The sequence below is a fragment of the Streptomyces sp. NBC_00075 genome, assembly GCF_045041225.1.
In the GTDB taxonomy this organism is placed as follows: Bacteria; Actinomycetota; Actinomycetes; order Streptomycetales; family Streptomycetaceae; genus Streptomyces; species Streptomyces adonidis.
The window spans coordinates 4,372,933-4,398,429 of sequence record NZ_CP108243.1; the positions used below are offsets into that span (position 1 = coordinate 4,372,933).

Here is a 25,497-nt window from a genome sequence, read left to right on the forward strand (position 1 = left end):
CGAGTGCTAAGCTCACCGCAAGTTGCAGTTTGGTTTCCCTTGCAGTACAGAGCCTGCGGAGCATGTGACCGCGGGCTCTCGTCGTTTTCAGATGAATGCAGTTGTTTACAAGTTTTTGTTTACACCTTGCAGGTTCTGGAGCAGGGCAACCCTTTGGGCCCAAGGAGGGCTTATGGCTACCGGAACCGTGAAGTGGTTCAACGCCGAAAAGGGCTTTGGTTTCATTGCCCAGGAAGGCGGCGGCCCGGACGTCTTCGTCCACTACTCCGCGATCAACGCGAGCGGATTCCGCTCCCTCGAAGAGAACCAGGCGGTTTCCTTCGACGTCACGCAGGGTCCGAAGGGCCCGCAGGCGGAGAACGTCACCCCCCTGTAGGTCTTCGGCTCACCTGAGTCCCCGGCTCATCTGAGCCAGTTACTCTGATCCGGAACGTGTGCAGTACCCAAGGAGCTCCGAGCCATCCGGCATCGGAGCTCCTGCCCTTTCCGGCCACGGTCCCCGCCGCGGTCGGCCGCGTTGTCAGTGGGCCCCACTAAGGTCCCCGCCATGACTGACTTCGTCGCCGCCACCCGCGTCTTCTACGACGCCATCGCCGAGGACTACTTCTCCCGGTTCCGTACCGGGCTCGCCGACCAGCCCCTGGAGCGGGCCGTGCTCGCCGCGTACGCCGAGTTCGTACGGGGTTCAGGGGGCGGTGGCGGACAGGTCGCCGATCTCGGGTGCGGGCCTGGCTGGGTCACCGCGTTCCTCGACTCGCTCGGGCTGTCGGTGTTCGGTCTTGACCTGTCGGAGTCGATGCTCGCGGTGGCCCGGCGGGAGCATCCGGGGCTGCGGTTCGAGCAGGGCTCGATGCTGGAGCTGGATCTCGCGGACGGCGCGCTCGGCGGCGTCGTGTCCTGGTACTCGACCATCCACACCCCGATCGACCGCCTGCCCGCCCTCTTCGCCGAGTTCCACCGCGTCCTGGCACCGGGCGGGCATCTGCTGCTCGGCTTCCAGGTCGGGGACGAGCCCAAGCACCACGACCAGCCCTTCGGGCACCCCGTGTCCATGGACTTCCAGCGTCGCCGGCCCGACCGGATCGCCGCGCTGCTGACGGCGGCCGGGTTCACCCTCACCTCGCAGACCGTGCGGGAGGCGAACGAGGAGACCGGGGAGTCGTCCCCACAGGCGTTCCTGATGGCCCGCAGGCCGTTGGGCCAGGACACGTAGGCCCCGTAGACCCCATAGACCCCGTAGACCCCGTAGACCCCGTAGACCCCGTAGAGCGAGCGACGGTCACAGCACCCCCGCCGCCGCCAGTGCCGCCACATAGCCGAACGTCATCGCCGGGCCGATCGTCGAGCCCGCGCCCGCGTAGCTGTGGCCCATGACGGCGGCGCTGGCGTTTCCGGCGGCGTACAGGCCGGGGATCACCGTGCCGTCGGCGCGCAGGACCCGGGCCCGGGCGTCGGTGCGCAGGCCGCCCTTCGTTCCGAGGTCGCCGGGGACGATCCGGAAGGCGTAGTACGGGGGCAGCCACAGGGGGGCCAGGCAGGAGTTCGGGAGGACGGCCGGGTCGGTGTAGTAGTGGTCGTACGCGCTGTCGCCGCGCCCGAAGTCGGTGTCGTCGCCGTTCAGGGCAAGGGAGTTGAAGCGGCTGACGGTGGTGCGGAGGGCGGCGGCCGGGACGCCGATGGCAGTGGCCAGGGCATCGACCGTCCACGCCTTGTACGCGGCACCGGAGTTGTACCAGTCCGCCGGGAGTACGAAGGTCGGGGCGACGTCCTTGAAGAGGTAGCGGTTGCGGTAGTTCTGGTCGACGATCAGCCAGGCCGGGATGTCGGGGTCGGTGGGGTTGCGCTCGTACATGGTGTGGACGACGTCGCTGTAGGGACCGGCCTCGTTGACGAAGCGGGAGCCGGCCGCGTTGACCAACAGGCCGCCGGGGAGGGTGCGTTCGGCGAGGCAGAAGTACGGCTCGCCGGGGAGCGGGATCGCCGGGCCCCACCAGGCGTCGTCCATCAGGGCGAGGGAACCGCCTACCCGTTCCCCCGCGCGGATTCCGTCGCCCGTGTTCTCCTTCGCGCCGACGGTCCACTCCGTACCGATGGGCTGCTGCTGGTACTGGTCGCGCATCGCCGCGTTGTGCTCGAAGCCGCCCGAGCCGACGATCACGCCTCGCCGGGCGCGGAGGAGACCGGGGGTGCCGTTGCGGGTGACGACGGCGCCGGTGACCGTACCGGCTTCCGAGTAGAGGTCGGTGAGGGGGGTGTTGAGCCAGACGGGGACTCCGGCCGAGGCCAGCCCCGCGCGCAGTCCGCCCGCGAGTGCCTGGCCCATGGTGAGCGGGGTCTCCCCGCGCAGCGCCGCCCGCGTACCGCGTGCCAGGCACTCCACGGCAACGGCCGCGCCCTTCGCGCTCACGGCGGACAGGGCCAGCCACTTGTAGTCGGCGCTGAAGACGACCATGCCGGACGGGACGGCGAGGTAGGGCGGGTTGAGGCGGGCGAGTTCGGCGCCGAGGACGTTGCCGTCGAGCTGGTCGGGCTCTATGGAACGGCCGTTGGGGAGCCCGCCGGGCAACTCCGGGTAGTAGTCGCTGTATCCCTCCATCCAGCGGAAGCGGAGAGGGCTGTTCGCCATGACGAAGGAGAGCATGGCGGGTCCGTGGGCGAGGAAGGCCTGTTGGCGGGCGGCCGGGATCTCCGGTCCGACGACCGCCGCGAGGTAGGCGGCGGCCTTGGCGGGCGTGTCCGGCACCCCGGCGGCGAGGATCACGGAGTTGTTGGGTATCCAGATCCCGGCACCGGACCGGGCGGCCGACCCGCCGAAGGTGGCCGCCTTCTCTACGACGACGCAGGTCAGCCCCTGCTTGGCGGCGGTGAGCGCGGCGGTCATCCCGGCGGCACCGGCGCCGATCACGACGACGTCGTACGTCCCGAGGAGGGGCGGGGCGGCGGCATGGGCCGCCTTTCCACCGACCCCGACCGCAACACCCGCCACGGCGGCGCCTGCCAACACGCCTCGTCTGGAAGGGAGTTGGGTATGTCTTACGGAGTCCGATTCTGGGTTCATGGGGCGGGAATGTCGTACTTGGGTCTTGTGAAGTCAAGAAGCATGCCGGGGAGAAACCAGGAGGCGGCCGCAGCCCGGCGTAGGCGATCGTCAGTTTTCGGTGTCGAGTCGGATGTCCTCGATGCCGTTGTCCAGGAAGGTGGCCAGGTCCTGGGCCTCGGTGTGGACGGCTTCCTGTTCCAGGGCGGTGAGGGGGCGCAGGGAACTGATGTGGAGTCGGTGGTCGCGCACGGTCCAGGTGGCGGTGACGCGTCCGTCGACAAGAACGGTGCGGTGGCCCGCGACGGACAGACCGAGGTGGGGGGCGTCGATGATGCGGCTGCGGTCGTGGTAGCCGAGGATCGCGTTGTCGAAGGCCGGGAGGAACCGTACGGGGGCGGGGGTGTCGGGGTGGGGGCGGGGTGCGTCGGGCAGGTCGAGCAGTTCGCGGCCGCGTTCGTCACGGAAGACGACGAGTTCCTCTCGGGCGGCCTTGACGGCGGCGGGAAGGCCGGCGAGGCCGCACCAGGCACGTAGATCCGCGCTCGCGGCGGGCCCGTACGCGGCCAGGTAGCGGTGCAGCAGTCGCTGTCCGAGGGGATCGCTGCCATCGGCGGGCAGGGGGTCGATGTCCCGTTCCAGCCAGGTGCTCAACGGCAGGTTGCGTACGCCGGCGGTCTGCTGCCACAGGCCGCGGGGCGGGAGTTGGGCCATGGGGATGAGAGCTGCGACGAGCAGCTCGCCCAGGACACGACGTGGTGGGCCGGGCCAGCGGTCTTCGAGGGCCTGCACCAGCTCGGTCATGGTGCGGGGCCGCCCGTCGGCCATGACCGCGCGGCCGGCCGCGGCGACCTCGTCCATGTCGATGCCCGCCAGTTCACGCCGGTAGGTTCCCAGCACTCGCTGGCGCAGCATCGTGTCGTGGCGGGCCCGCCAGGCGAGCGCGTCGTCGGCGGTGACGAGGTGGACGGTGCGCCGCATCAGGTGGGTGCGCACCACCGCGCGACCGGTCAGCGCATCGTCGAGCTGCCTGGGCTCGAAGCCGGACAGGCGGGACCACAGGCCGATGAACGGTTCCTGAGGCTCCTGCGCCTGAAGGCCGCACAGCTGGGCCACCGCCTCCGACACGGATGTGTCGCCGCGCTCGAGCAGGTGCTGGCGGGCGAGGGCGGCGCGGTTGAGGGCACGGGCGTCAAGAACCGTCATGGCGTCGTGTGGATCGGCCGGTTCAGCCGTTGTACGGAGCGGTGACGTCCAGGACCCAGGTGATGCCGAAGCGGTCGGTGAGCATGCCGTACAGCGGTGCCCACTGCGCGGGCTCCAGCGGACTCACGATGGTCGAGCCCTCGGCGAGCCTGCCCCACAGGGCGCTGATCTCCTCGGCGTCGTCGCCGCGCACGGAGACGAAGAACGGGTTCTCGCCCTGGTTCCAGGGCAGCTGCGAGGGCACGTCGTAGGCCATGACGTGGAAGCCGTTGTCGCCGGCCACCTCGCCCCACATCACCCAGTCCGCCTCGCTCTCGTCCTGCACGGCGCCCGCGTCCTTGTAGGTGACCGCGACCGTACGTCCGCCGAAGACGGACCGGTAGAAGTCCAGTGCCTCACGGGCGGTGCCCCGGAAGTTCAGGTGGGTGGTGGTCGTGACGGACATGACCTGCTCCTTGCTCTATGTGCCCCAGTGGCGGCTGCCGTGACCAGGAGCGATGTCTCCTGAACGGCTCGTACGCCACGATGGCAGGGGTAGAGGACAGGATGTGTCCGGTACTCCGGGGATCATGGGTGCCATGCACAAGACATCCGCCCGGCTGCTCGCGCTGCTCTCGCTCCTTCAGACGCCCCGCGACTGGTCCGGCGATGATCTCGCCGAGCGTCTCGGCATCACGTCACGCACGGTGCGCCGTGACATCGACCGCCTGCGCGAACTCGACTACCCGATCAGGACCCTCAAGGGACCGGCCGGCGGCTACCGCCTGGAGGCCGGCACTCACCTGCCGCCCATGCTGTTCGACGACGACCAGGCCGTCGCCCTGGCCGTCGCGCTGCGGACCGCGGCGGCAGGCACCACCGTCGCCGAAGACGCCGTCCGCGCGCTGGCCACCCTCCGCCAGGTCATGCCGCCCCGCCTGCGCCACCGCATCGACCTGTTGCACATCACCGCAGTCGAGCCACCCGCGGCAGCGGGCGACACCCCCCAGGTCGACACCCAGGTCCTGATGGACCTGAGCCGCGCCATCCACGCCCGCGAGGAACTGCGCTTCGACTACGCCCCGGGTCCGAGCACCTCGGCCGATGACGTCCGCCGTGTACAACCCCACCACCTGGTCACCTGGCGTCATCGCTGGTACCTCGTGGCCTGGGACCTCCACCGCGAGGACTGGCGCACCTTCCGCGTCGACCGCATCCGGCCCCGCACACCCACCGGCCCCCGCTTCACCCCTCGCGACCTCCCCGGGGGCACCGTCTCCGCCTTCGTCACCAGCCGATTCCGCGGCAACGACGGCACCACCACCGACTGGCCCTGCCAGGGCGAAGTCGTCCTCGGCCTCCCGGCCGCCGAGGTCGCACCCTTCGCCCAGGACGGAATAGTCGAGGAACTCGACTCCCGTCACTGCCGGCTCACCCTCGGCTCCTGGTCCTGGACCGGCCTCGCCGCCGCGATCGGCCGCTTCGACACCGACATCGAGGTCATCGGCCCACCCCAACTGGCCACCGCGTTCGGGGAACTCGCGGCCCGGTACGCCTACGCCGCCCGCACCACAGGACCGGAGACCGGCCCGGCGCGTTGAGAACAGAACTCCGGTGGCGCAACACGCTCGGGCGCACCATGTGGGACTTCCCCGGTGACCGACCAACGGCGACCGGTACCTCGCACTCGGCCGCGACACGAGCCAGGCCGCCGACCTCACCCCACCCCACCGGCCGACCGGGACGGCCTGCTCGCGTACGGGCCCCTGCTCCGCGCCCCGGACCTGGAGACGGCACGCGCCGTCCTGACCTGGGCGCCCGCACTCAGGGCTCCGAGGCGTCCGCGTCAAGGAGGCCGAACAGCTCCAGGCCCGCCGCGGAGTCGCGTGCGGCCAGCAGCCGCTCCGGCGCCGAGGCGGCGCGCGGGCCCTTGGGAACGAGGGACAGAGCCTCGTCCTGGGCGCGTGTCCCCACGTCCTGTACGTCGTAGGCGTCCGGGGCGTCGAGGAAGGCGAGGGCGGCTGCTGCCAGCACTCCCGGGACGTCGTTTCGTTTCGTTCGCAATCCGGTACGGAGTCTGAGACTGGCCTCCGTGAGTCGGGCGGGGTCGCGCAGGCCGACGAGCGAGGTCAGAGAGGCTCCGCCGAGTTCCCGGAAACCGTCGCCGATCAGGGCGTTCACCACGGTCGGCGCCTCCTCGTCGTCCGGGTCGGTGGCTCCCGGCAGATCCGGCGGGACATGGGCACCGGCCGTGATCAGGGCGGCCCGGCAGACCAGCAGGCGCAGGCGGGGCGGTGGATAGTCCCCGGTGCCGTGGCCGGTTCCCGGCGTGGCGGCGAGTGCGTCGGCGAGTGTCCGGACGTACGCCTCCCCGCAGGCCAGCGTCGCGCACACGTCCGCGAACACCTCACCGAGCCAGGGCTCCCACACCTCGATCCGCTCCGCGGGGAGCCCCGCGTGTTCCCGCAGGCGCGTCCGCAGCGGCTCGGCGAGGCCGAAGTCGTCCTCGATGTGGTGACCCGTCTCATGGGCGACGGCGAGCAGGGCGGGAAGGTGATGACTCGCGGACCAGGGGATCCCGATGACCGGGAAGGGCAGATGCCCGCTCGCCCTCCGTCCGGCCAGCGTGCGCTGTTTTCCGGAGGGGAGCAGGTCCTCGAAGTCGCTGCCCCGGGCGGTGGCGAAGGGGACGGGATGCCGGCTGAGGAAGGTGAGCGGCGGTTCCCTGAGCAAGAGGTGGGCGGTTGCCGCCGCCCTGCGCACAGGGTCGTAGACCGCCCAGGCCAGTTCGTCGGCCACGTCCAGGAACCGCTGGTAGCGCGGTATATGACGGACCGCCAGCTTCGTGCGGAAGAAGTCCCACAGGTGATGCAGGTCGAGGACGAGTTCGGGTGCTTTCCTGTGCCGCTCGGCGTCGGGCAGGCTCCTGAGCTGCTCAAGTGCCCCTGCTATGACCCGTACCGCACTCGCGATCTGCGACTGGTGCTTCTCCAGGGGGCCGCGCTCCCCGGCGGCCTTCGCCCAGTCGGCGAGTTCCTCTTCGAGTCCGGTCAGGAGGTGCCGTACCTCGGCCTCGCGGCGGGCGTGGGCGCCTTCGGCCTGCGGGAGGAGGCCCGTCATGAGGGCGCGGATTCGGAGATGTGGAGGGCGGCCGGGCTGGCGAAGAGTGAGACACAGTGGTGTTCGATGGTGTCCTCGCCCCAGCGGGTGTGGCGGTCGGGGCGGTCGTCGGCGAGGCGGCGTAGGTCCGCGCACAACCGCAGGAGTGGTGCGTCCTCCCGGACCGCCCGCGCCACTAGGTCCCGCTGTGGCCTTCCCGTGCCGCGCAGCAGTCCGACGCCGAGCACGGCGGGGACATGCCCGGAGGCGAAGAGGGTCGCGGCGAACAGGTTGCGTAGCACCAGTTGCAGGGGAATGTCGGCCGGTGAGCCGGGACGCGGCGGATCGAGTACGACCAAGGGCTGCGTACCGGGTTCGAACTGCCTCAGCCAGTCGATGAGTTGGTCCGGGTCGAGGTCGGCGCCCATCGCCGTGCGGCTGAGCCGCTCGTCGTGGCTCAGCTCCGTCGAGGACAGGTCGAAGCAGGGGGTCGTTCCTCCGCTCAGACGCAGCGGGGCACTCACGTGGATGACGGCGGGGGGCGGCTGGCGCATCGGCAGGCTCTGCCGCGAGCGGATCTCCTGGGGTGCCAGGCCGTGCGTCTTGTAGGCGCCGAGTACGGAACGGGAGGAAAACGGGGCGGCCCCGGACGCGGCGTACGAGTGGTTGTCGGAGGCTGGGTCGCAGACCAGTACCAGGGCCTTCGGTCCGGACCGGGCACGCGCCCGCTCCCGTGACTTCTGTACGAGCTGAAGCGCCACGGCCGATACCCCGCCGGACACCAGCCCGAGGGCGGCAGCACCCGCGCCCACAGCGGCGCCGAGAGCCACCTTGGAGAGCGAGCCCCACACGCCGTCCGTCACCAGCTTCGTGTCAGCGCGGGCGTTGAGCGCCGCCTGGACGGACCGGACGTCGACCGCCTCCGCGGCCTCGGGCAGCGTCCGGAATACGGCCAACGGGTCGTCACAGAAGGCGAGTTCCCAGGGGAACGCGTGCGCCAGGGGCTGGTCCGCCTGGATCTGGACCGCGTCGGCGGGCGGAGTCCCCCAGGACCGCAGTTGCAGGGCACTGGCGTTGGCGGCCGTGACGTCCGGCCGGTTGGTGGTCAGGACCTGGGCGGTGTGCAGCGGGGCACTGGTCACCCGGAACGCGGGATCGATCCGAAACACGTGTTCGTGCTCCGAAGAGGCGCCGAAAGACGGGTCCGGGGCGCGCCGGACCGACGGCTCCGGACGGTAGCCGAGGGCAGCCGACATACGGTCAGCGGCCTTGAGGGTCGACTCGTCCGCGTTCACGAGGCCGATCGACCGCAGGATGTACTGGCCCCACAGAGAAGGCCGTTGCACCTCACTCAGGTGTTCCGAGGCTTCGTTCAGCAGTGCGCGTTTGGGCTCGGCGTCGCGTTCGGTGAGGGCGAGCATCCAGCGCGACGTCGCGCCGAGGAGGGGAGATGTTGTTCCGGGCAGATCGCACAGGGAGCGGCTCAGCTCACGCGACGCGAGCCCGTTGAAGCGGATCTGGGCCTGAGCCCAACGCCACTTGGGCAACGGCTCCCCGTCGCCGACCGACTCGCACAACACGGAGTGCGCCCGCATCATGAGGCGTACGGCCTCTTCGTGGCGGCCCGACACCCGCTCGAACTCCGCCAGCAGGGTCATCCGCACCTGCTGGTCGACGCTCCCGGGGTCCCCATCGGCCAGGTCTGCGAACAGTGGCCGGAACAAGGTGAGTTGGGGCAGTGGCTCACCCTCGGGAGTGGGGCAGCGGTTCAGTCTGCTGAGCGCGGCCAGGCGGGCCTCGGGCGGTTGTACGTCGGCCAGGGCTTCCGCCAGAGCGGTGGCGCGGCCGGGGTCGGCGAGTACGGCGGGCACACCACCGTCGATCAGGTCCTTGGGGGACCTCCAAGGCACGTCCAGCAGGGAGCGGTCCGGTACGTCGTAACCCCGGACGGCGAGATCGTGCCACAGCAATGCCGCGTGGACGGCGTGTTCACCCGCGGTGTCCACGGCCCGCAGTCGGTCGAGGGTCTGGGCGGCCCGGCGGAGGTCGCCGAGTTGCCAGGTGAGGAACCGGGCGTACATGAGCAGGGACAGCGGGTGCCCGTCCAGATGGCCCAGGTCGCTCCAGAGTGCTGCCGCCCGGGCGAACGAGCGTTCCGCGGTGTCCACTGACAGGAGCGCGCCCTCGTACAGTCCGCGTTGCAGGACGTTCTCAGCCAGATGCCGGAACCGGGTGGCGTCGTCGATGTCCGATCGGGCCAGTTCCTCCGCCCGGTCCAGTGCGTCCAGGGCGCGGCGCGAGCGGCCCAGCAGATGCTCGGCCGCCGCCTCGCACTGGTATGCCTCGACACGTTCGTGGACCGGCAGCGAGCTCGGATCGAGTGTGCCCAGCGTTTCCAGCGCCGAACTGGGGGAGAAGGTCCGGAGTTGCGTTTGTGCCAAGCGCAGCATGGCGTCGACACGGACCGCCAGGACCGGCTTGCCGGTGGCTTCCGGGAACTCGTCCACCGATGTCACCCGCCGGCGGAGTTCGGTGGACTCGTCGATGCGGCCCTGGTCCTCCAGGGTCTGCGCGAGTTCCAGCGAGATACGTGCCTCGCTCTCTTCGTCACCCCTGGAACGTGCCTCCAGAATGGCCCCGTGATAGGTCGATTCGGCCTCCGGGTCGTTCAACTGGATCTGGGTCCGCGACAGAAGCAGTTGCAGAGATTCCCGGTACTGATTGTGCGGCTCGGTTTCCAGTGCGGATCGGGCCAGCTCGACGGCCTCGTCCAGATGGCCACGGCCGAAGAGGACGAGAACCCTCAAGAAAGTTTCGGCCCCTCCTGCCCTGATGGGTTCGGACGACTGCGCCATCACCTCGTCGACGAGCGCGAGGCGGCGTTCGACCTCGCTCCAGGCCGGATCCGAGGGATTCGTCGTGGACATGTCCAAGTAGTCGTACGCTACTGCTGCCGCCAGGGCGAGATGGGATCTGGCCACCATCAGGCGACTGATCAGCGGCTCTCCGTCGACGCGCAGCCTGGGCTGCCCCTCATCGAGGTACTCCGCTCCCAGGACTTCCTCGCCGAGTTCCCGGACGGACTCGGGGGATTCCGAGTCGGCCGCCTTTTGGAAGGCATCCAACAGGATCTCCTCAGCCCGGGGATCCCCCGCCTGGAACCGGTGGTAAAACGCCTCCTTCGTGTAAGTCACCCACTGCTCGGGATGCGCCTCGGCCAGCCCGTCGAAGTGGGCGACGAACGCCTCGTGCAGCTCCCCGAACACCCGATGCCCGGAGACCAGCACCCGCATCGGTGCCAGCACGTTCGTGTGGAAGACGACGGTGCTGTCGTCCCCGGGGTGCCGTGACAACCAGGAGGACCTGGCCGCGTAGTCGAGGAGCCGTTGCCACGATCGCTCCAGTTCCTCGTCGGTGGGCTCGGTCGGAGCGATGGGGAAGACCTTGTCGCTGCCGCGCAGATGGTGGTCGTCCAGGCGCGGATCGTCGGCGTCGGAGCCGGCCGTGATGCCCCTGGCCAGCCAGGGGCGCATGAGGGTGAACACATCCTCCTTGCGCAGCCGCCGTGGGATCACGCCGTAGCGCAGCAGCCAGCGCACCGCAGGATCCTCGATGCGCTGGACGATCCGGTCGATGAGGTAGCGGACGTGGGGCCCGTCGTCGTCGGCGAGTTCGGCGGCCGTGATGTCCGGGTCCTGTTCGATGATGTCCGCGAACAGGGCCAGCTTGAAGGGGAGCCCACGTGCCTGGCGAACGGCGACGCGTACCAGCCGGCTGTCGCGGATTCCACGGACGTCCGTCAGATACGACCGGGCCTGTGCCGCGCTGAACGGGCGGACCCTGATGTGTTTGACCTGTTTCCTCGGGAAGGCCCTCAGCGCCTCGGGAATGCGAGTGCGCAGGTCGTAGCGGCCGGCCAGGACGAGGCGCAGCGACGGGCAGGCCTTCAGCAGGTCGGCGAGGAGGCGCAGGAGGCGTTCCGCCTCGGTGTGGCCGTGCAGGAGCAGTTCTTCGAGGGTGTCGACGACGAGTACGGCGGGGCGGTCGGCGACGGCCAGGTTCAGCCGGTCGGCGAAGGCGGCGAGGAGGTCCGCCTGAATCGCGTCGCTGTCGAGGCTGTCGAGGGTGCCGGCGACTTCGCGGCCGGATTCGGAGGGCATCCGGTCGAGGAGGATCCGGTAGACGCCGTAACTGCTGGTGAGCGACTCGAAGGGGCGTCCGGGCAGGCGGCGGCCGAACTGTTCGGCCAGTTCCAGGAGCAGCAGCCAGGGGTGGCGGCCCACCGTGTGCGGGTTGACGACGTCGAAGTCGATGCGGGCGCACGGCACATCGCGCGGTGCGGGCACGCAGTGGCGGGCGACGAGCCAGCGCAGCTGCATGGTCTTGCCTGCGCCGCCGGGGGCGTACAGCTGCCAGACGCGGCGCTCGCCGGACAGGAGCCGTTCGGCTTCGTCGACGAGTCCGGCGGGCTGGAGGAACTGTGCGGAGCGGGCGTAATCGGCGGACCAGTGGTCGCGGGCCCGTACGTATCCGGCGCGTTCCAGGCCGAGTTCGGAGATCTCGGGGCCGAGGTAGGGGAGCCGGTCGGGGTCGCCGAGTGCTTCGACGAGGTCCTGGCAGGTGGCGAAGTCTCGGCGCCGGTCCGCCGCGTCGAACCGCTCCCGGAAGAGGGTCAGGGCCTCGTCGGAGGAGGGCAGCAGGAGGTGTCGTACGGCTTCGGTGTGGTCGCCCGTCGTCAGTCGGTGCTCGGCGATCTCGCGTTCCAGGCGCAGGAGTTCGACGGGCAGCGCGTCGCCGCCGGTGCCGATCCAGTCGAGGAAGTAGGAGGTGCGGTCGGGTTCGGAGAGGGCGTACGTCCGTGGTGTGCCGCCCACCGGTCGCGCCACGCGCTCCTCGACCAGGTCACGGAGGGCGGGTGGGTCGCCGGGGCCGCCTGCCGCGGGGGCGAGGACGTTCTCGTACAGGGGCTCGTCGAAGGTGCGGGCGACGGCGCAGACCCGCAGTGCGGGCGCCCAGTCGGGCGGGCGCACGGAACGGGCGATGTCCTCCAGGCTCTCGCCGGCGGCGAGTCGGCGGGTGAGATCCGCCAGGGCGTCGGTCATCGGGCCCCCAGTTTTCTGGCTTCGCGCCAGTCCCGCAGAAGCCCGGTGAGGCGGTCGAAGGTCTCGACATCGAAGTACGGGCCCTGGCGGTCGCGCAGGATTTCCAGCAGCGCCTCGAATCCGTCGTCGGGCGGGACGCCGAGACGCCGCCCGTATGCCCGGGTGAGCCGAGTGAACTGGTCGCTGTCGAAGTCGCAGACGCTCACCCGGCCCAGCATGTGGGAGTCGGCTTCCGGGAGCACCGCGTTGAGCCACGGGTCGCGGGCGACGACGATGAGCCGCAGGGGCGAGGCATGGCCGTACGCGACCGGTCGCACCAGCCACTTGTACAGAACGTCGGTGAACGCCGCCGGCATGACGCTCTCGGCATGGTCGAGTGCGATGACCAGGGGGCGTCCGTCGGTCAGGGTGCTCAGGGCGTCACGGAACGCCTCGAAGATGGCTTCCTTGCGCTTGTCGTAGGGGTCCCCTATCTCGTCGTCGAACCGCTTCCACTCGTCCTCGGCCGGCTCCAGTTCACCGCACGGCAGGGTGGCGGCGCCGGTCAGGTGGTTGAGTACGGCGTTGAAGGTGCCGAAAGCCGTCTCCGGTAGCCGGCACAACTGCTCGGAACTCGTCGCCTCCTGCCGGATGAGCCGCAGGGCCGAGAGCCAGTCCTTGTACCGGGCGTACGGGTTGATGTCCGGGACCTCGGGGGGCGGGCGGAGCGGGGTCCTGAGGTCGACCGACACGACGTGGTGTCCGCGCAGGAACCAGGTGATGAGGCACCAGTTGGCGAGCCAGGTCTTGCCGGACCTGCCGGTCCTGCCGCTGTCGGTCTGTGAGTAGCCGCCGATCACCAGCACCGGACGTTCCTTGCCGCCCGCCGACGCGAACGGTCTGTCCAGGGTCCACCAGGCTTCCCGGCGTTCGTCGGAGCGTCCCACGAAGCGGCTGAGTTCGACGTACTGCTTGCAGTTGTCGATGTCGTCGAGCGAGGAGTCGGGCGGCGGCAGGCAGTTGATGCGGAGGACCTGGTCCGGGGCGCATCGGGTGAGGAGCACCGGCAGTGCCCAGGAACCGGTGTTTCCCGTGCGCTTGGCGAGGTGGGAGCGGGCGGCGGCGACCGCGTCGTCCAGGGGGTGCGAGTGGCCCAGCTCCTCGTAGAACTTGGTGGAGAAGGCGACCGCCGAGTCCGAGGCGATGTCGCCCTGCATCGACACCACGGCCCTCGTTCCCGCGTCCAGGAAGGCCTGCGCCATGCCGCCGATCCAGTCGGCGGCATCGGCCTTTCCCGCGTGGCAGGCGTTGAGCACGACCAGCATCGGCTTCCAGTCGGTGAGGTCGGCGATCGCCTCCGCCGTCAACTCCCAGTCGTCCACCCCTTCATGTGCCGGTACGAAGACGAGAACGGGGCTGCCCGCGCCGGGGCGTGCCATGCCGTGGCCGATGAAGTGCACGATGTGCGGGCGCAATGTGTCGATGCGGTCGGCCAGTTCTGCCGCGTCGTGGGGCGCGTCGAGCGGCTCCAGATGGGTGCGGCCCGGGGAACGCTCCACGGCGCTCGAAATCGAGGCGAGTTCCTGTTCGGCCAGGAGGCGGTCGTCGTGGGGCGGGTTGCACACGACGACGAGGACTCGCAGAGGGCCGAGTTCAGTGGGCTCGGCGCTCGGCGGATCGTCGACGCCGCCGCGTCTCCACCGCAGTTCGGGCCGCCGCCACAGCCACTGGTTCTGGTGGCGCAGCAACTCCCAAGGCAGCGGCCGTAGTTCGGGCGGGCCGATGTCGATGCGTACACGCAGGGGGCTGCCCGCCGACGCGCCGCTCCGCAGTTCGGCCCAGCGTTCGGCCAGTTCGCCGCCGAGTAACGCCGAGTACAGCCGTTCACCCGCCTGTTCGCGCTCGCTGTCGCCCACGCCCCGGTCGAAGACGGTGGTGAGGTCCCCGATCCGGCCCAGGTCGCCCAGCAGAGCGGAGGTCACCGGGCCGCCGTCCACTGAGAGTTGAACGACCGTCGTCCCCGCCTCGCCGTCCGCGCCGTCGACGAGCCGCAGTGCCACGTCGACGCCGTCGGTCATGACGCGTCCGTGGAGGGCTCGTCGGAGGAGACGTCAGGAGGAGGAGGCGGCTGCTCGTCCGGCGTCACCGTTTCGAGGACGGCGGCCGGATCGTCGTAGGCCTCCTCCAGCAGCACGGGGGGAACGGGCACGGGAGCCGCGCCCCGGCCCGGCTGGCGGGGCCCGTAGTCCGTCTTGACCTTGCCGAACCAGTTCTTGCGCAGGCGGGCGACGCGGAAGAAGGGGGTGGTGTCGGTGCCGAGCCACTCCAGGCCGACACTGCGACGCCACGCGACGCTCGCCCGGCCCGCGAGGTCGGCGAGGCCCAACTGCGCCTGGCCCGCGCCTGCTTGGAGGCGCAGTTCGACGACAGCTCCCCGCTCCGCGGCGGTCAGGACGATGCCGAAGCCGGCGGTGACCACGTCGGTCACGGCGAGCAGCGTGTCGTCCCACTCGTCCCAGCCACGCTGTACGAGCGCGGCAGCCAGGGCCCGTACGTCGGCGACGCCGGTCTCCGTCAACCCGCGATAGACGACGAGAGCGCTGTCGCCCTTCTCGAACCTGACCTGTGCGCCGAAGTCGGCGACCGCCAGCGCGGTGAGGCCGTCCATGGCGACTCCGGCCGCCTTGAACTGGAGGGACGCGGAACCCTGGGTGTCATAGGTGTAGTCGTTGTGGGGTGTGCCGGGGCGCGGCTCGAACGGGACACCCCGCTCCGACAGGCTTCCGGCGGTACGGACGCTGCCGTCCACGTTCGCCAGGACCTGACCCACCTCGACACGCCCGGACAGGGGCCAGGACACCCACCAGCCCTTCCAGACATCGTCGACGGCGCGGCGGTACAGCTCGTACGAGTCCTTCATGTCGTCCCCCGTGTGGTGCCCGTGCTGTTCTCGCAGCGTACTGCGATCGGCCGGCGCTCACCTGTCCTTGAGCGGGAGTTCCACCCACACCGTCTTGCCGACGGCCCGGTCCGTCACACCCCAGGTGCGTGCGAGCACCGACACGATGACCAGTCCCCGGCCGTATTCCTCGGCCTCCCACCGGGGCACGATCCGCAGTTGCCGGTCGCCGCGCGTATCGCTCACCTCGATACGCAGAGTGCCCTCCGGGAGCAGCAGGAGGCGCAGTTCGAAGTCCCGTCCCGGTACGCGTCCGTGCGTGACGGCGTTCGCGGCGAGTTCGGCGACGACGTGCTGGGCGGCGTCGTTCACGTCGCTGTCGTGCGGGTATCCCCACTCGGCGAGTTGCTGGGCGGCGAGTCTTCTGGCAAGGCGGGCGCCGCGAGGAGTTGAGCTGAGGCGCTGGGTCAGTTCGTCGGTGGGGGTGGCGATTTCCGAGTTCACGTTACCGAGCGTGGTCGTCCGGTTCTAATCTGACCAGGGGCGACTGGAGGACTCCGGGTATCCGTACGGGTGCGGTGGGTTAGGGGTACGGGTTGTCGGCCGTGACCACGACGAGGTGAAGGTGGGTGGCGTGAGTGACAGAGGATGCGGATCAGAGGCCGGAGACCCCTGCGGAGGAGAACGGAACGTGGGGTCTGTTCACGGCGCTGGGCAAGATGCTCAAGCTCTTGCGGGAGCGGGCGGGGCTGACGCAGAAGGAGTTTGGTGAGAAGGTGGGGTACGGGCCGGATGCCATCTCCGCCATGGAGCGCGGCGTGCGGATCACGAGGCCCGAGCTGCTGCGGAAGGCAGACGAAGTCCTCGACGCCGGTGGGTTGTTGAAGGAGGCGATCCCCGAGGTCGAGGAGGCCATGAAGAAGGCTCGGACTCGTCACCCCGAGTGGTATCGAGGGTACGCGGCGCTCGAAGGTGAGGCAGTCGAGCTTCACTATTACGCCAACCAAGGGGTGCCGGGCCTGCTTCAGACCGAGGACTACGCAAAGGCCATGTTCTCCCGCCGCCGACCGCTCCTCGACGAGGAGACCATCAATAAGCGGGTCGCCGACCGGTTGTCACGTCAGCAGGTCTTCGACCGATGGCCCGCGCCCATGTGTAGCTACGTACTGGAAGAAGTGGTGCTGGATCGGCCGATCGGCGGCCAGGCCGTGCGGCAAGGGCAGTTGACTCAGTTGCTGCGCATCGGTGGCATGCGAAACGTGGAGATCCAGGTGATGCCGACAGGCATCGAGGACCACCCCAACATGGGCGGCGCATTCAATCTGCTGACGCCCCAAAAGCACCCGCAGGTGGCGTACACCGAAGTCCAGGGGCACCCGCGGCTCATCACCGACGTGGAAGAGGTCCGGAAGATCGCCGACCGCTATGGGATCATGCGGGCGGTGGCCCTGCCGCCAACGGAGTCCCGGGCCCTGATCGAGAAGAAGTTGGGGGAGCTATGACCATCCAGCAACTCAACTGGTTCAAGTCCAGCTATAGCGACGGCGAAGGCGGCGAGTGCCTGGAAGCCGCCTACACCTGGCGCAAGTCCAGCCACAGCAGCGGCGGAGGCGGCGAGTGCCTGGAGATCGCCACCTGCCCCCGCGCCATCCACATCCGCGACTCCAAGCACCCCACCGGCCCTCAGCTCACCCTCTCCCCCGCCGCCTGGTCAGACTTCCTCCAGCGCGCCTACTGATCCTCGGGACCGTGCGGATAGGTCGCCGACCGGTGCTGGAAGGACAGGATCTTCGGGTTCTGTACGACCCCGTCGCGGATCTCGATCGCCTTGCGGAGCGTGATGTCCGCGTCCCAGGCCGGCGGGCCGTTCATGACCTTGCGCAGGTACGGCAGGAGCGCCTCGCTGATTTCCCAGGTGGCGGAGTTCCAGAGGTGGGACGGGCTGTGGTCGACGCCGTAGTAGTGACAGCCGGGGCCCACCTCGTGCATGGGCTCGCCGAAGGTGGTCGGGCGGGCGAAGCTGAAGCCCATGCCCTCGTCGCAGGAGACGTCGACGAAGAAGGTGCCCGGCCGGAACTGGGCGAGTTCCTCGTCGGTGACGAACATGAGCGGCGCGTCGGTGTCCTGGAGGACGCAGTTGACGATTATGTCGAAGCTGGCCAGGTACTCCGCCAACGGCATGGAACCGGCCGACGTGACCGCCCGTAGGCGCGTCGGGTCTTCCTGCTCTTCCTCGAAGTGAGCCATCACGACCGACGGCATCGGCGAGGCCACCGCGGCGGCGGCGCGCTGCGTGAGCACCGTGACGTCGGTGACCCCCATCGCGCCCAGGCCCGTGACCGCGCCGCGTGCCGTCGCGCCGAAGCTGATGACGACCGCGCGCAGGCGACGGCCGTAGTGGCCGGTGAGCCCGCCGAGCTGGAGGGCGTGCAGGACCGAGCAGTAGCCGGCCAGCTCGTTGTTCTTGTGGAAGACATGGACGCTGAAGGCGCCTGCGGCGGTCCAGTGGTTCATGGCCTCCCAGGCGATCAGGGTCAGCCGTCGGTCGATGGCGATCTGCGTCATCTTCTCGTCCTGCACGCAGTGCGGCCAGCCCCACAGGACCTGGCCCTCGCGCAGTTCGGCGATGTCCTCGTGCATCGGCTTGGGCAGCAGTATGGCGTCGCACTCGGCGACGAGCTGCTCACGCGAGCGCAGCCCGGCCACGAGTGGTCGCAGCGCGTCGTCGGCGATGCCGAAGCGTCGGCCGTAGCCCTCTTCGAGGAAGATCTTCCCGCGCAGGTCCGGGGCGATCCGGTCGAGGTGACGGGGGTGCAGCGGAAGGCGGAACTCGTTCTCCTTGCGGGAGGAGGCGAGTACTCCGAGACTCATGAGGCTCATGTGGGGCGGCTCGTTTCCGGCCGGGCACGAGGTGCTCCGGCATTGCCGTTCCCCGAGGGCGACGCCGAAATGGATGACGGCATGCGAGGTGCGCTCGGTAGCACCCACGGTACTCCGTCCGCCGTACAACCCAGGCACTACGGCACCGAACCGCTCACACTGGGTGATTCTCAGCGTTCCCGGCGGCGGTCCCGGCGGCCCAGCAGCGACCCCACCTCCTCCCACGCCCGTCCGCTCAGCAGTGGCCGGAAACCGTTGAACAGGGCGAGCAGGTCCGAGCCCCGCTGGTCGCGGAAGACCGGGTTCACCCGGGCCAGGTCGAGTTCGTTCGCGGCCGTCAGTTCGGCGAGGTCCTCGCACCGGCTCCGGAGCACGGTCCGGGCGCGGCCGGTGAAACGGTCGTGGAACACGGCGTCCGGGGCGGCCAGGCCCGGGTAGGTCGCCTTGCGGTCCATGGCCGCGTACACATGGACGATCTCCTCCGCCTCCGGGCCGATCACCCTTGCCAGTTCGGCGCGGCGGTCAAGGGAGAGCAGGGCGGTGGGGAAGCCGTCGGTGCCGTACGCGGCATGGCAGAGGCCCGCCAGCCGGAGAGCCGGTCTGGCCTCCCAGGCGGCGAGCAGTCGGTACACCCGGCAGAGGTGGGCGAGCAGGGTGCCGCCGGGGTGCGCGATCTGTTCGGCGCCCAACTCCCGTAGGAATCCCACTGCTTGGGCGGCCGGTGACGGGGCGAGAGCGGGAGTGGGAGTGGGAGTGGGGGGAGGGAGAGAGGTTGAGGGTGAGGGAGGGGAAGCGGACATGGGGTGGCGTCCTCTCGGTGCGCGAAAGGTCGGCACCCGTCCGCTCCCCGCCCTCGGTCCGGACCCCGGCGGGGGCGCGGGACGGGTTGCCGCCTGGGCCCTGCACCGATCGTGACGTACCGCCCGTACCCAGTCAATCCTAAGGTTCTGTCACCAACTCCAAGTGCTAGCTTGGGTGTTGTGACCCTGGATGACCTGCGTGTCTTCGTGGCCGTGTGCCGGGCGGGGAGCCTGAGCGCGGTGGCCCGTGATCTCGCGTGTACGCAGTCGGCCGTGAGCCAGCATGTGAAGCGGCTGGAGCGGGAGACGGGCGTCAGCCTGGTGGAGCGGCATGCGCGGGGAGTCGTGCCGACCGCGGCCGGGCGGGTGTTGCAGGCCGCGGCCTCGGAGGGGATCGCCGGGCTGGATCTCGCGTTGCGGCAGCTCAAGGATCTCGTGGACGGGGAGAGCGGGTCGGTGCGGGTTGCCACCGGTGCGACGACCGTACGGCACTTCATGGCGGAGGCGGTTGTTGCTTTTCGGCGTCAACACCCCAAGGTGAGCCTGGAGTTCCGTACGGAGAACTCCAGTCGGGGGTGTTTCGCGGCGCTCGCCGACAGTGAGCTGGATCTTGCGTGGATCACCATCGGGGCGCCTGTGCGGGGGATCGAGCAGCGGGTGGTGATGGAGTTGCCGTGGGTGCTTGCTGTGGGGGCGGGGGAGGCGCTCGCGCGGCGGGACTTCGCGGAGGTGGAGGATCTGCGTGATCTGCGGCTGATTCGGCTGCCGCCCAACTCCACGTCTGCGGCGCGGCTGGATGCGGCGTTCGCTGAGGTGGGGGTGCGGCCGGTGTTCGACACGAGTGTCGCCGACTGGGATACGGCTTTGTTGTTGGCCGAGTTGGGGCTCGGGTATGCCGTGGTGCCTGCTGTGCCCGATCTGGCGGTGCCGGGTACGGGTGGGCCGGTTCGGTTGATTCCGCTTCGGGCGTTGCGGCCGTTGGCGGTGGGGTGGGCTGTGCGGCGGTGGGATGCGCTCAGTCCGCTGGCGCGGGCGTTCGCGGATACTGTCGCTGACAGTTGTCGGGGGTAGGTGGGTGGGGTTGGGGGTTGGGTGAGGTTGTTTGTCGGCTGCGGGCTGGTGGGGCTTCTCGCGCAGTTCCCCGCGCCCCTGAAAGCAGGGGGTTTCCGTCGCGCTCGTTGCCAAGTTCCCCCGCGCCCCTGGGTTGTTCGTCGGCTGCCGGCCGGTGGGGCTTCTCGCGCAGTTCCCCGCGCCCCTAGAAGCTAGAAGCGGTCCGCCTCGGTTAGCGGTCGTAGAGGTCCTCCACCTCTGCTGCGAAGTCGCGCATGATTTCGAAGCGGCGGAGTTTCATTGAGGGGGTGAGGTGGCCGGCCTCTTCTGTGAAGTCGGTGGGGAGGATGGTGAAGCGGCGGATCGACTCCGGGCGGGAGACGAGTTTGTTGGCCTCCTCCACCGCGCGTTGGATGACCGCCCTCAAGTCGGCGTCGTCCATGAGGAGTTCGGCCGGTACCGGGTGCTTGCCCTGCATCTGGCGCCAGTGGGTGAGGCCCGCCGGGTCCAGAGTGATCAGGGCGGAGATGTAGGGGCGGCCGTCGCCCAGGACCATCGCCTGGGAGATCAGGGGGTGGGCCCGCAGCCAGTTCTCCATGGGCGCCGGGGCCACGCTCTTGCCGCCCGCCGTGATCAGGATCTCCTTCTTGCGGCCGGTGATCGTCAGATAGCCCTCGTCGTCCAGGGAGCCGATGTCGCCGGTCGCGAGCCAGCCGTCCGGGGCCGCCGGGACTACGCCGCCCGCGCTCGGGTCCCAGTAACCGCGCAGGATGTTCTCGCCCGCCAGCTCCACCTCGCCGTCGGCGGCGATCCTGACCCGGGTGCCGGGGATGGGCCAACCCACCGTCCCCACCCGGGGTTTGAGCGGTGGCGTGACCGTGGCCGCGCCCGTGGACTCGGTCAGGCCGTACCCCTCGTAGATCTCGATGCCCGCCCCGGCGAAGAACCCGGCGAGCGGCCGGCCGAGCGGTGAGCCGCCGCAGATCATGTAACGGACCCTGCCGCCCATGGCGTTGCGGATACGGCGGTACACCAGGGGGTCGTAGAAGGAGCGCGCGGTACGCAGCGCACGGCTGGGGCCGTGGCCGATGCCGTGCCGCTGCTCCTCGACCGCCTCGCTGAACCGGCGGGCCACGTTCACCGCGCGGTCGAAGGACGAGAGCCGTTTGCCCATCTCGGCCCTCGCGCGGGCCGTGTTGAAGACCTTCTCCAGCATGTACGGGATGGCCAGGAGGCAGGTCGGCTTGAACTCCGCCAAGTCCCCCAGCAGGTCTTCCGACTTGAGGCTCGGGGCGTGGCCGAGCCGCACCCGCGCCCGGAGGCACGCGATGGCCACCATCCGGCCGAAGACGTGCGACATCGGCAGGAACAGCAGCACCGACGCCTCCTCCTTCGTCCGGTCCCGGAAGACGGGGTAGAGGAGTTCGATGGCGTTGTCGACCTCGGCGAAGAAGTTGCCGTGCGTGAGCGCACAGCCCTTCGGGCGGCCGGTCGTGCCCGAGGTGTAGATGAGGGTGGCGAGCGTGTCGGGCCCCAACACCCCACGCCGTACGGCGACTTCCTGGTCCGGCACGTCCTTGCCCAGCTCCGCGAGCCGCTCGACATGCCCCTTCTCGAAGACCCACATGTGCTGGAGGTCGGGGATCCGGTCCCGCTCCGGACCGAGTGCGGCGGCCTGGGCGACGGTCTCCGCGGCGAGGGCCACGGCGCCGGAGTCCTGGAGGATCCAGCGGACCTGGAAGGCGGAGGACGTCGGGTAGATGGGCACGGTGACGAGACCCGCCGCCCACGCGGCGAAGTCCATGAGCGTCCACTCGTACGTCGTCCGCGCCATGATGGCCAGCCGGTCGCCCGGCACCAAGCCCTCGGCGATCAGCCCCTTGGCCACCGCGAGCACCTGCTCGGCGAACTCGGCCGCCGTCACATGCGCCCAACTCCCGTCCGGCGTACGGCGGCTGAGGATCGTCGCCGCGGGCGCCTGGTCCGCGTTGTCGAACGGGATGTCCGCGAGCGAGCCGTAGGTCACGGACGTCACGACCGCCGGTACGGACACCTCACGCACGGCCCCGTCCAACCGCCGTATCTCGGGCTCCACCAGGAGGGGTTCGCCGTCGTAACCGACGGCGGACACGGGCAGTGGCGAGGACGGGGTAGAGGGCGGGAACGACGAGGACACGGGCGGCTCCTGTGGCGTGCAGCGGCCTTCCGGGGCGTGCACCTCCGGTGGCGTTCGCCACGGGTGTACGACGACGGCGGTTACCGCTGGTTAGGAACCGGATCGTACGGCTCGCACGTGTGGAGTTCGTGCGGGTTCGGGGGTGATGGGGCGGCGGGGGTGTGCAAGCTCAGGCGTCGCACAGGCTACCGATGAGTCAACTTGCCCTGTCCTGAGCGTTTTTCACGTTAGCACCGGCCCCATGCGCCTTCCTAGGCCTTCTTCACACCTTCTACTCATCGGCACCTATGGGCGATCCGGGGCTTACCTCCGGTAACCTGACTCCGGAGTAAGTACGGTACCGAGGTGGGAGTTGACCATGGCCGACCGTTCCCTTCGCACCCTCGACCGGTCCCCGGCCCTCGCGCCGCTGCTCACCCGGGGCGCGCTGCTCTCCCCCGCCAAGAAGCTCACCCTCAACAGGCCCCGCCCGCACGCCGATCGCCCCCGCACCCGCCTCGTCCTGCCCGGCGTACGCATCGACCTCGCCCGCCTCGCCGCCTACGAACGCGTCTGCGGATTCCCCGTCGGCGACGACGCCCTCCCCGTCACCTACCCGCACGTCCTCGGCTTCCCCCTGGCCATGCGCCTGATGACCGACCGCAGCTTTCCGCTGCCGCTGCTCGGGCTGGTGCATACGTCGGTGGAGATCGTCCGCTGGCGGCCGTTGGCGGCCACCGGGTTGTACGAACTCTCCGTGTACGTCGATGAGTTGACGGCGCATCGGCGGGGGACGGAGGCGGCGGTGCAGACGGAGGTTCGGGAGGGGGAGGAGTTGGTGTGGGAGTCGCGGAGTACGTATCTGGCTCGGCATCGGAGCGGCGGGGCCGGCGTGGCGCCGGACTCCCTCGGTGAGCGTGAGGTGTTGCCTCTTGTCGCCGAGTGGCGGCTTGGTGGGGATGTGGGGCGGCGGTACGCCGTCGTGTCCGGGGACCGGAACCCGATCCATCTGAACGCGTTCGCCGCCCGGTTGTTCGGGTTTCGGCGGGCGATTGCTCATGGCATGTGGACGGCGGCTCGTTGCCTGGCCGCCCATGGCATCCCTGAATCGGCCCTGGTTCGGGTCGAGTTCAAGGCGCCTGTGCTGTTGCCGAGCGCGGTGGCTTATGGGGCGGACGGTTTTGGGAGCTTTGAGTTGCGGAGTGGAGGGCGGGTGCATTTGCTGGGGGAGATACGGCCGGTGTGAGGGGTTGTTGGGGTTGTTGGGTCGGTGCTGCGCCGTCGTGGCTGGTCGCGCAGTTCCCCGCGCCCCTTTTGGGGCCTGCGGCCCCATCAAGGGCGCCTAGCCCTCCGTCGTACGAGAAGTCTCGGTCGGGGGTGTCCAGGGGGTGCCTGCCATCAGGCTGTTCAGGCCCGACCAGGCGAAGTTCATCAGGGTTGCCGCTGCCTGTTTTGCGGTGACGCCTGGGGTGGCGTTTGCCCAGGCTGCCAGGGACTCGGCGGCTCCTACCAGGGCCTCGGCGAGGCCGGCGACCTCTCGTTCCGGGAGGGAAGGGTCGCGGTGGGCCTCGCGGGCCGCGATCACGATCAGCTGCGTGACGAACGCGACGATCTCCTCACGCATCACGGTGACCTCGGCCGCGAACGGCTCGCCGTGGGTGCGGGCCTGGAGGTGGAGTACTGACCAGCCGTCCGGGTTCTGGGCGGTGTGCGTGAAGAACGCGCGCAGTCCGTCCCAGAGTTGACGGTCAGCGGGGAGCGCCGGTTCGACGCCGACGCGGACAGCCTCGGTGAGTCTCCTCGCCTCGCGCCGGATGCAGGCGGTGAAGAGCTCTTCCTTCGAGTTCAGGTACAGATAGACCAACGGCTTGGAGACACCGGCGAGTTCGGCGATCTCGTCCATCGACGCGGCCATGTAGCCACGCTGCCCGAAGGTCCGTACGGCGGCGTCCAGCATCTGCTGCTCACGGACCGCACGCGGCATCCGCTTGTTCTTCACAGCACCCATGAGGGCAAGGGTAGTTGCGGCGTGGGTCAGGAAGGCTGACTCTGAGCCTGGGTCTGGGCCTGGGCGCGAGCGGCCTCGTCGACCGCCTCGTCCTCCTGGCTGCGGTTCGCGTCCAGGTTGGCCTTGACGCGGTCCACCTTCTCGACGATCTGCACCGACGCCCGGTCCCGCTCCTTGCGGAGCACCACGAAGCTGATCGGCGCGGAGATCACGAGGGAGAGCAGGATGACCCACATGCCGTTGGAGCTGCCCAGGCCGCGCGGAGCGATACCGGAGTAGACGGCGCCCCAGACGACCAGCAGGCAGGCCACCAGGATCCCGAAGCGCATCAGCGTGTAGCGGAGCATCTCAATCCACTCTTCTTCCGGTCCGAACATTGCCAATAACGGGCGTCATCCAGTGAAACACGCCCAGGTCACGATCTTGCAGTGGGGTACTCAGAGCAGCGGCAAGAGCATGGTGATGTCATCGCGGTCGTCCCCCGGGGCGACCCGTATCGCACCGGGCACGCGGCCGACCTCCTTGTAGCCGCAGGAGCCGTAGAAGCGCTCCAGGCCCAGTCCGCCCCGGCAGCCGAGCCGTATCGCCTCGATGCCGTCGAGCCCACGGGCGGCGTCGGCGACGGCCGCCATCAGGTCGCGGCCGTATCCCTTGCCCTGGTGCTCCGGGTGGACCATCACCGTGTAGACCGACAGCCAGTGTGTCCGCAGGCGGTGGGCGTTGAAGGTGAGGAACGCGGTCGCGGCGACCCGCCCCTCCTCATCGTGCCCGACGAGCAGCCGGGCGGCGCCCGCGGCGAGGCTCACGAACTGTCTCACCAGCTCCGGCCGTATCTCGTCACGCGTGACGGGTGCCACGAAGCCGACGGCGCCGCCGGCGTTGGTGACATCGGTCCAGAGGTCGAGGATGCCGTCACGGAGGGGGGTGTCGATGGCTGGGTCGAGGGTGAAGGTAAGGGCCACATGGCAATACTAACCATTACCCTCGGTCTTCTTTCGCCCCCGCCGCCCCTACCCGTTCCCATCCCTGGGGGCTGCGCCCCCAGACCCCCCTTTCGCGCTGAACGCGCTCGTCCTCAAACGCCGGACGGGCTGGGGTGCCCGGGGCGGGCTGGGGTGCCCGGGGCGGGCTGGGGTGCCCGGGGCGGGCTGGGGTGCCCGGGGCGGGCTGGGGTGCCCGGGGCGGGCTGGGGTGCCCGGGGCGGGCTGGGGTGCCCGGGGCGGGCTGGAGAGCTGGGGCGCAGCCCCGCTCTCCAGGGGCGCGGGGAACTGCGCGACCAGCCCCCACCGGACCCGCACCCGCA

Annotated in this window: 21 protein-coding genes; 7 read left to right on the forward strand and 14 right to left on the reverse strand. The window is 69.8% G+C overall.

What is annotated here, in order from left to right; translation table 11 throughout:
• The first annotated feature begins 172 nt into the window (after nucleotides 1-172).
• Both OG787_RS18805 and OG787_RS18810 read left to right on the forward strand, forming a co-directional pair.
• Complete coding sequence (locus OG787_RS18805; RefSeq protein WP_148009945.1) at nucleotides 173-376, forward strand: cold-shock protein; 204 nt, start codon at nucleotides 173-175, stop codon at nucleotides 374-376.
• 171 nt (nucleotides 377-547) lie between these two features.
• Nucleotides 548-1,213: a class I SAM-dependent methyltransferase gene (locus OG787_RS18810; protein ID WP_405535796.1), complete on the forward strand. Its 666-nt coding sequence runs from the start codon at nucleotides 548-550 to the stop codon at nucleotides 1,211-1,213.
• A gap of 66 nt (nucleotides 1,214-1,279) precedes the next feature.
• Here the strand turns inward: OG787_RS18810 and kstD are convergent, their stop codons facing one another.
• The 3 genes from kstD to OG787_RS18825 all read right to left on the reverse strand — a co-directional run bounded on the left by kstD (nucleotide 1,280) and on the right by OG787_RS18825 (nucleotide 4,688).
• Entirely contained in the window at nucleotides 1,280-3,058 is a 1,779-nt protein-coding gene (gene kstD, locus OG787_RS18815; RefSeq protein ID WP_405535797.1) for a 3-oxosteroid 1-dehydrogenase, read from the reverse strand.
• A 90-nt stretch (nucleotides 3,059-3,148) separates the two neighbouring features.
• On the reverse strand, nucleotides 3,149-4,243 hold the full coding sequence (locus OG787_RS18820; RefSeq protein WP_405535798.1) for a winged helix DNA-binding domain-containing protein: 1,095 nt from the start codon (nucleotides 4,241-4,243) through the stop codon (nucleotides 3,149-3,151).
• Between the two features lie 22 nt (nucleotides 4,244-4,265).
• Nucleotides 4,266-4,688, reverse strand: coding sequence for a VOC family protein (locus tag OG787_RS18825; RefSeq protein ID WP_405535799.1), 423 nt, complete (start codon nucleotides 4,686-4,688; stop codon nucleotides 4,266-4,268).
• Between the two features lie 133 nt (nucleotides 4,689-4,821).
• Between OG787_RS18825 and OG787_RS18830 the strand changes: the two genes are divergently transcribed.
• Nucleotides 4,822-5,823 (forward strand): helix-turn-helix transcriptional regulator, encoded by a 1,002-nt coding sequence (locus OG787_RS18830; RefSeq protein ID WP_369034481.1) that lies wholly within the window; start codon nucleotides 4,822-4,824, stop codon nucleotides 5,821-5,823.
• Between the two features lie 223 nt (nucleotides 5,824-6,046).
• Here OG787_RS18830 and OG787_RS18835 read toward each other — a convergent pair whose 3' ends face one another.
• Genes OG787_RS18835 through OG787_RS18855 form a run of 5 tightly spaced genes read right to left on the reverse strand, consistent with a single transcriptional unit; the run spans nucleotide 6,047 to nucleotide 15,805 of the window.
• Nucleotides 6,047-7,342, reverse strand: coding sequence for a hypothetical protein (locus tag OG787_RS18835; protein WP_405535800.1), 1,296 nt, complete (start codon nucleotides 7,340-7,342; stop codon nucleotides 6,047-6,049).
• On the reverse strand, nucleotides 7,339-12,423 hold the full coding sequence (locus tag OG787_RS18840) for a tetratricopeptide repeat protein (protein WP_405535801.1): 5,085 nt from the start codon (nucleotides 12,421-12,423) through the stop codon (nucleotides 7,339-7,341). The genes OG787_RS18835 and OG787_RS18840 overlap by 4 nt, the downstream gene beginning before the upstream one ends.
• A complete protein-coding gene (locus tag OG787_RS18845) occupies nucleotides 12,420-14,480 on the reverse strand; it encodes a CHAT domain-containing protein (protein WP_405535802.1) in 2,061 nt (686 codons plus the stop codon). The genes OG787_RS18840 and OG787_RS18845 overlap by 4 nt, the downstream gene beginning before the upstream one ends.
• Complete coding sequence (locus OG787_RS18850) at nucleotides 14,477-15,322, reverse strand: hypothetical protein (protein ID WP_405535803.1); 846 nt, start codon at nucleotides 15,320-15,322, stop codon at nucleotides 14,477-14,479. Before OG787_RS18850 ends, OG787_RS18845 begins: the two co-directional genes overlap by 4 nt.
• 57 nt (nucleotides 15,323-15,379) lie before the next feature.
• Nucleotides 15,380-15,805: an ATP-binding protein gene (locus OG787_RS18855; RefSeq protein ID WP_405535804.1), complete on the reverse strand. Its 426-nt coding sequence runs from the start codon at nucleotides 15,803-15,805 to the stop codon at nucleotides 15,380-15,382.
• Between the two features lie 134 nt (nucleotides 15,806-15,939).
• Between OG787_RS18855 and OG787_RS18860 the strand changes: the two genes are divergently transcribed.
• Both OG787_RS18860 and OG787_RS18865 read left to right on the forward strand, forming a co-directional pair.
• The gene (locus OG787_RS18860) at nucleotides 15,940-16,803 is read left to right on the forward strand and encodes a helix-turn-helix transcriptional regulator (protein WP_405535805.1); all 864 of its coding nucleotides are present in this window, start codon (nucleotides 15,940-15,942) and stop codon (nucleotides 16,801-16,803) included.
• Entirely contained in the window at nucleotides 16,800-17,039 is a 240-nt protein-coding gene (locus tag OG787_RS18865; protein ID WP_405535806.1) for a DUF397 domain-containing protein, read from the forward strand. Before OG787_RS18860 ends, OG787_RS18865 begins: the two co-directional genes overlap by 4 nt.
• Here the strand turns inward: OG787_RS18865 and OG787_RS18870 are convergent.
• Both OG787_RS18870 and OG787_RS18875 read right to left on the reverse strand, forming a co-directional pair.
• Nucleotides 17,033-18,181 (reverse strand): N(5)-(carboxyethyl)ornithine synthase, encoded by a 1,149-nt coding sequence (locus OG787_RS18870; protein ID WP_405535807.1) that lies wholly within the window; start codon nucleotides 18,179-18,181, stop codon nucleotides 17,033-17,035. The two genes, OG787_RS18865 and OG787_RS18870, sit on opposite strands and share 7 nt — an antisense overlap.
• Before the next feature lie 170 nt (nucleotides 18,182-18,351).
• A complete protein-coding gene (locus OG787_RS18875) occupies nucleotides 18,352-18,888 on the reverse strand; it encodes a DUF6817 domain-containing protein (RefSeq protein ID WP_369034475.1) in 537 nt (178 codons plus the stop codon).
• Nucleotides 18,889-19,161: 273 nt separating this feature from the next.
• On the opposite strand from OG787_RS18875, the gene OG787_RS18880 reads away from it, so the two are divergent.
• On the forward strand, nucleotides 19,162-20,052 hold the full coding sequence (locus OG787_RS18880; protein ID WP_369034474.1) for a LysR family transcriptional regulator: 891 nt from the start codon (nucleotides 19,162-19,164) through the stop codon (nucleotides 20,050-20,052).
• Between the two features lie 211 nt (nucleotides 20,053-20,263).
• On the opposite strand, the gene OG787_RS18885 is transcribed toward OG787_RS18880, so the two are convergent.
• Nucleotides 20,264-22,207 carry a long-chain fatty acid--CoA ligase gene (locus OG787_RS18885; protein ID WP_369034473.1) on the reverse strand — a complete coding sequence of 648 codons (1,944 nt, stop codon included), beginning with the start codon at nucleotides 22,205-22,207 and terminating at the stop codon, nucleotides 20,264-20,266.
• A 358-nt stretch (nucleotides 22,208-22,565) separates the two neighbouring features.
• On the opposite strand from OG787_RS18885, the gene OG787_RS18890 reads away from it, so the two are divergent.
• Nucleotides 22,566-23,432: a MaoC family dehydratase gene (locus OG787_RS18890; RefSeq protein ID WP_405535808.1), complete on the forward strand. Its 867-nt coding sequence runs from the start codon at nucleotides 22,566-22,568 to the stop codon at nucleotides 23,430-23,432.
• Nucleotides 23,433-23,528: 96 nt separating this feature from the next.
• On the opposite strand, the gene OG787_RS18895 is transcribed toward OG787_RS18890, so the two are convergent.
• The 3 genes from OG787_RS18895 to OG787_RS18905 form a co-directional block, all read right to left on the reverse strand.
• On the reverse strand, nucleotides 23,529-24,194 hold the full coding sequence (locus OG787_RS18895) for a TetR/AcrR family transcriptional regulator (RefSeq protein WP_369034471.1): 666 nt from the start codon (nucleotides 24,192-24,194) through the stop codon (nucleotides 23,529-23,531).
• A 26-nt stretch (nucleotides 24,195-24,220) separates the two neighbouring features.
• Complete coding sequence (locus OG787_RS18900) at nucleotides 24,221-24,541, reverse strand: DUF4229 domain-containing protein (protein ID WP_369034470.1); 321 nt, start codon at nucleotides 24,539-24,541, stop codon at nucleotides 24,221-24,223.
• Nucleotides 24,542-24,631: 90 nt separating this feature from the next.
• Complete coding sequence (locus tag OG787_RS18905) at nucleotides 24,632-25,156, reverse strand: N-acetyltransferase family protein (protein WP_369034469.1); 525 nt, start codon at nucleotides 25,154-25,156, stop codon at nucleotides 24,632-24,634.
• Nucleotides 25,157-25,497 lie beyond the last annotated feature (341 nt).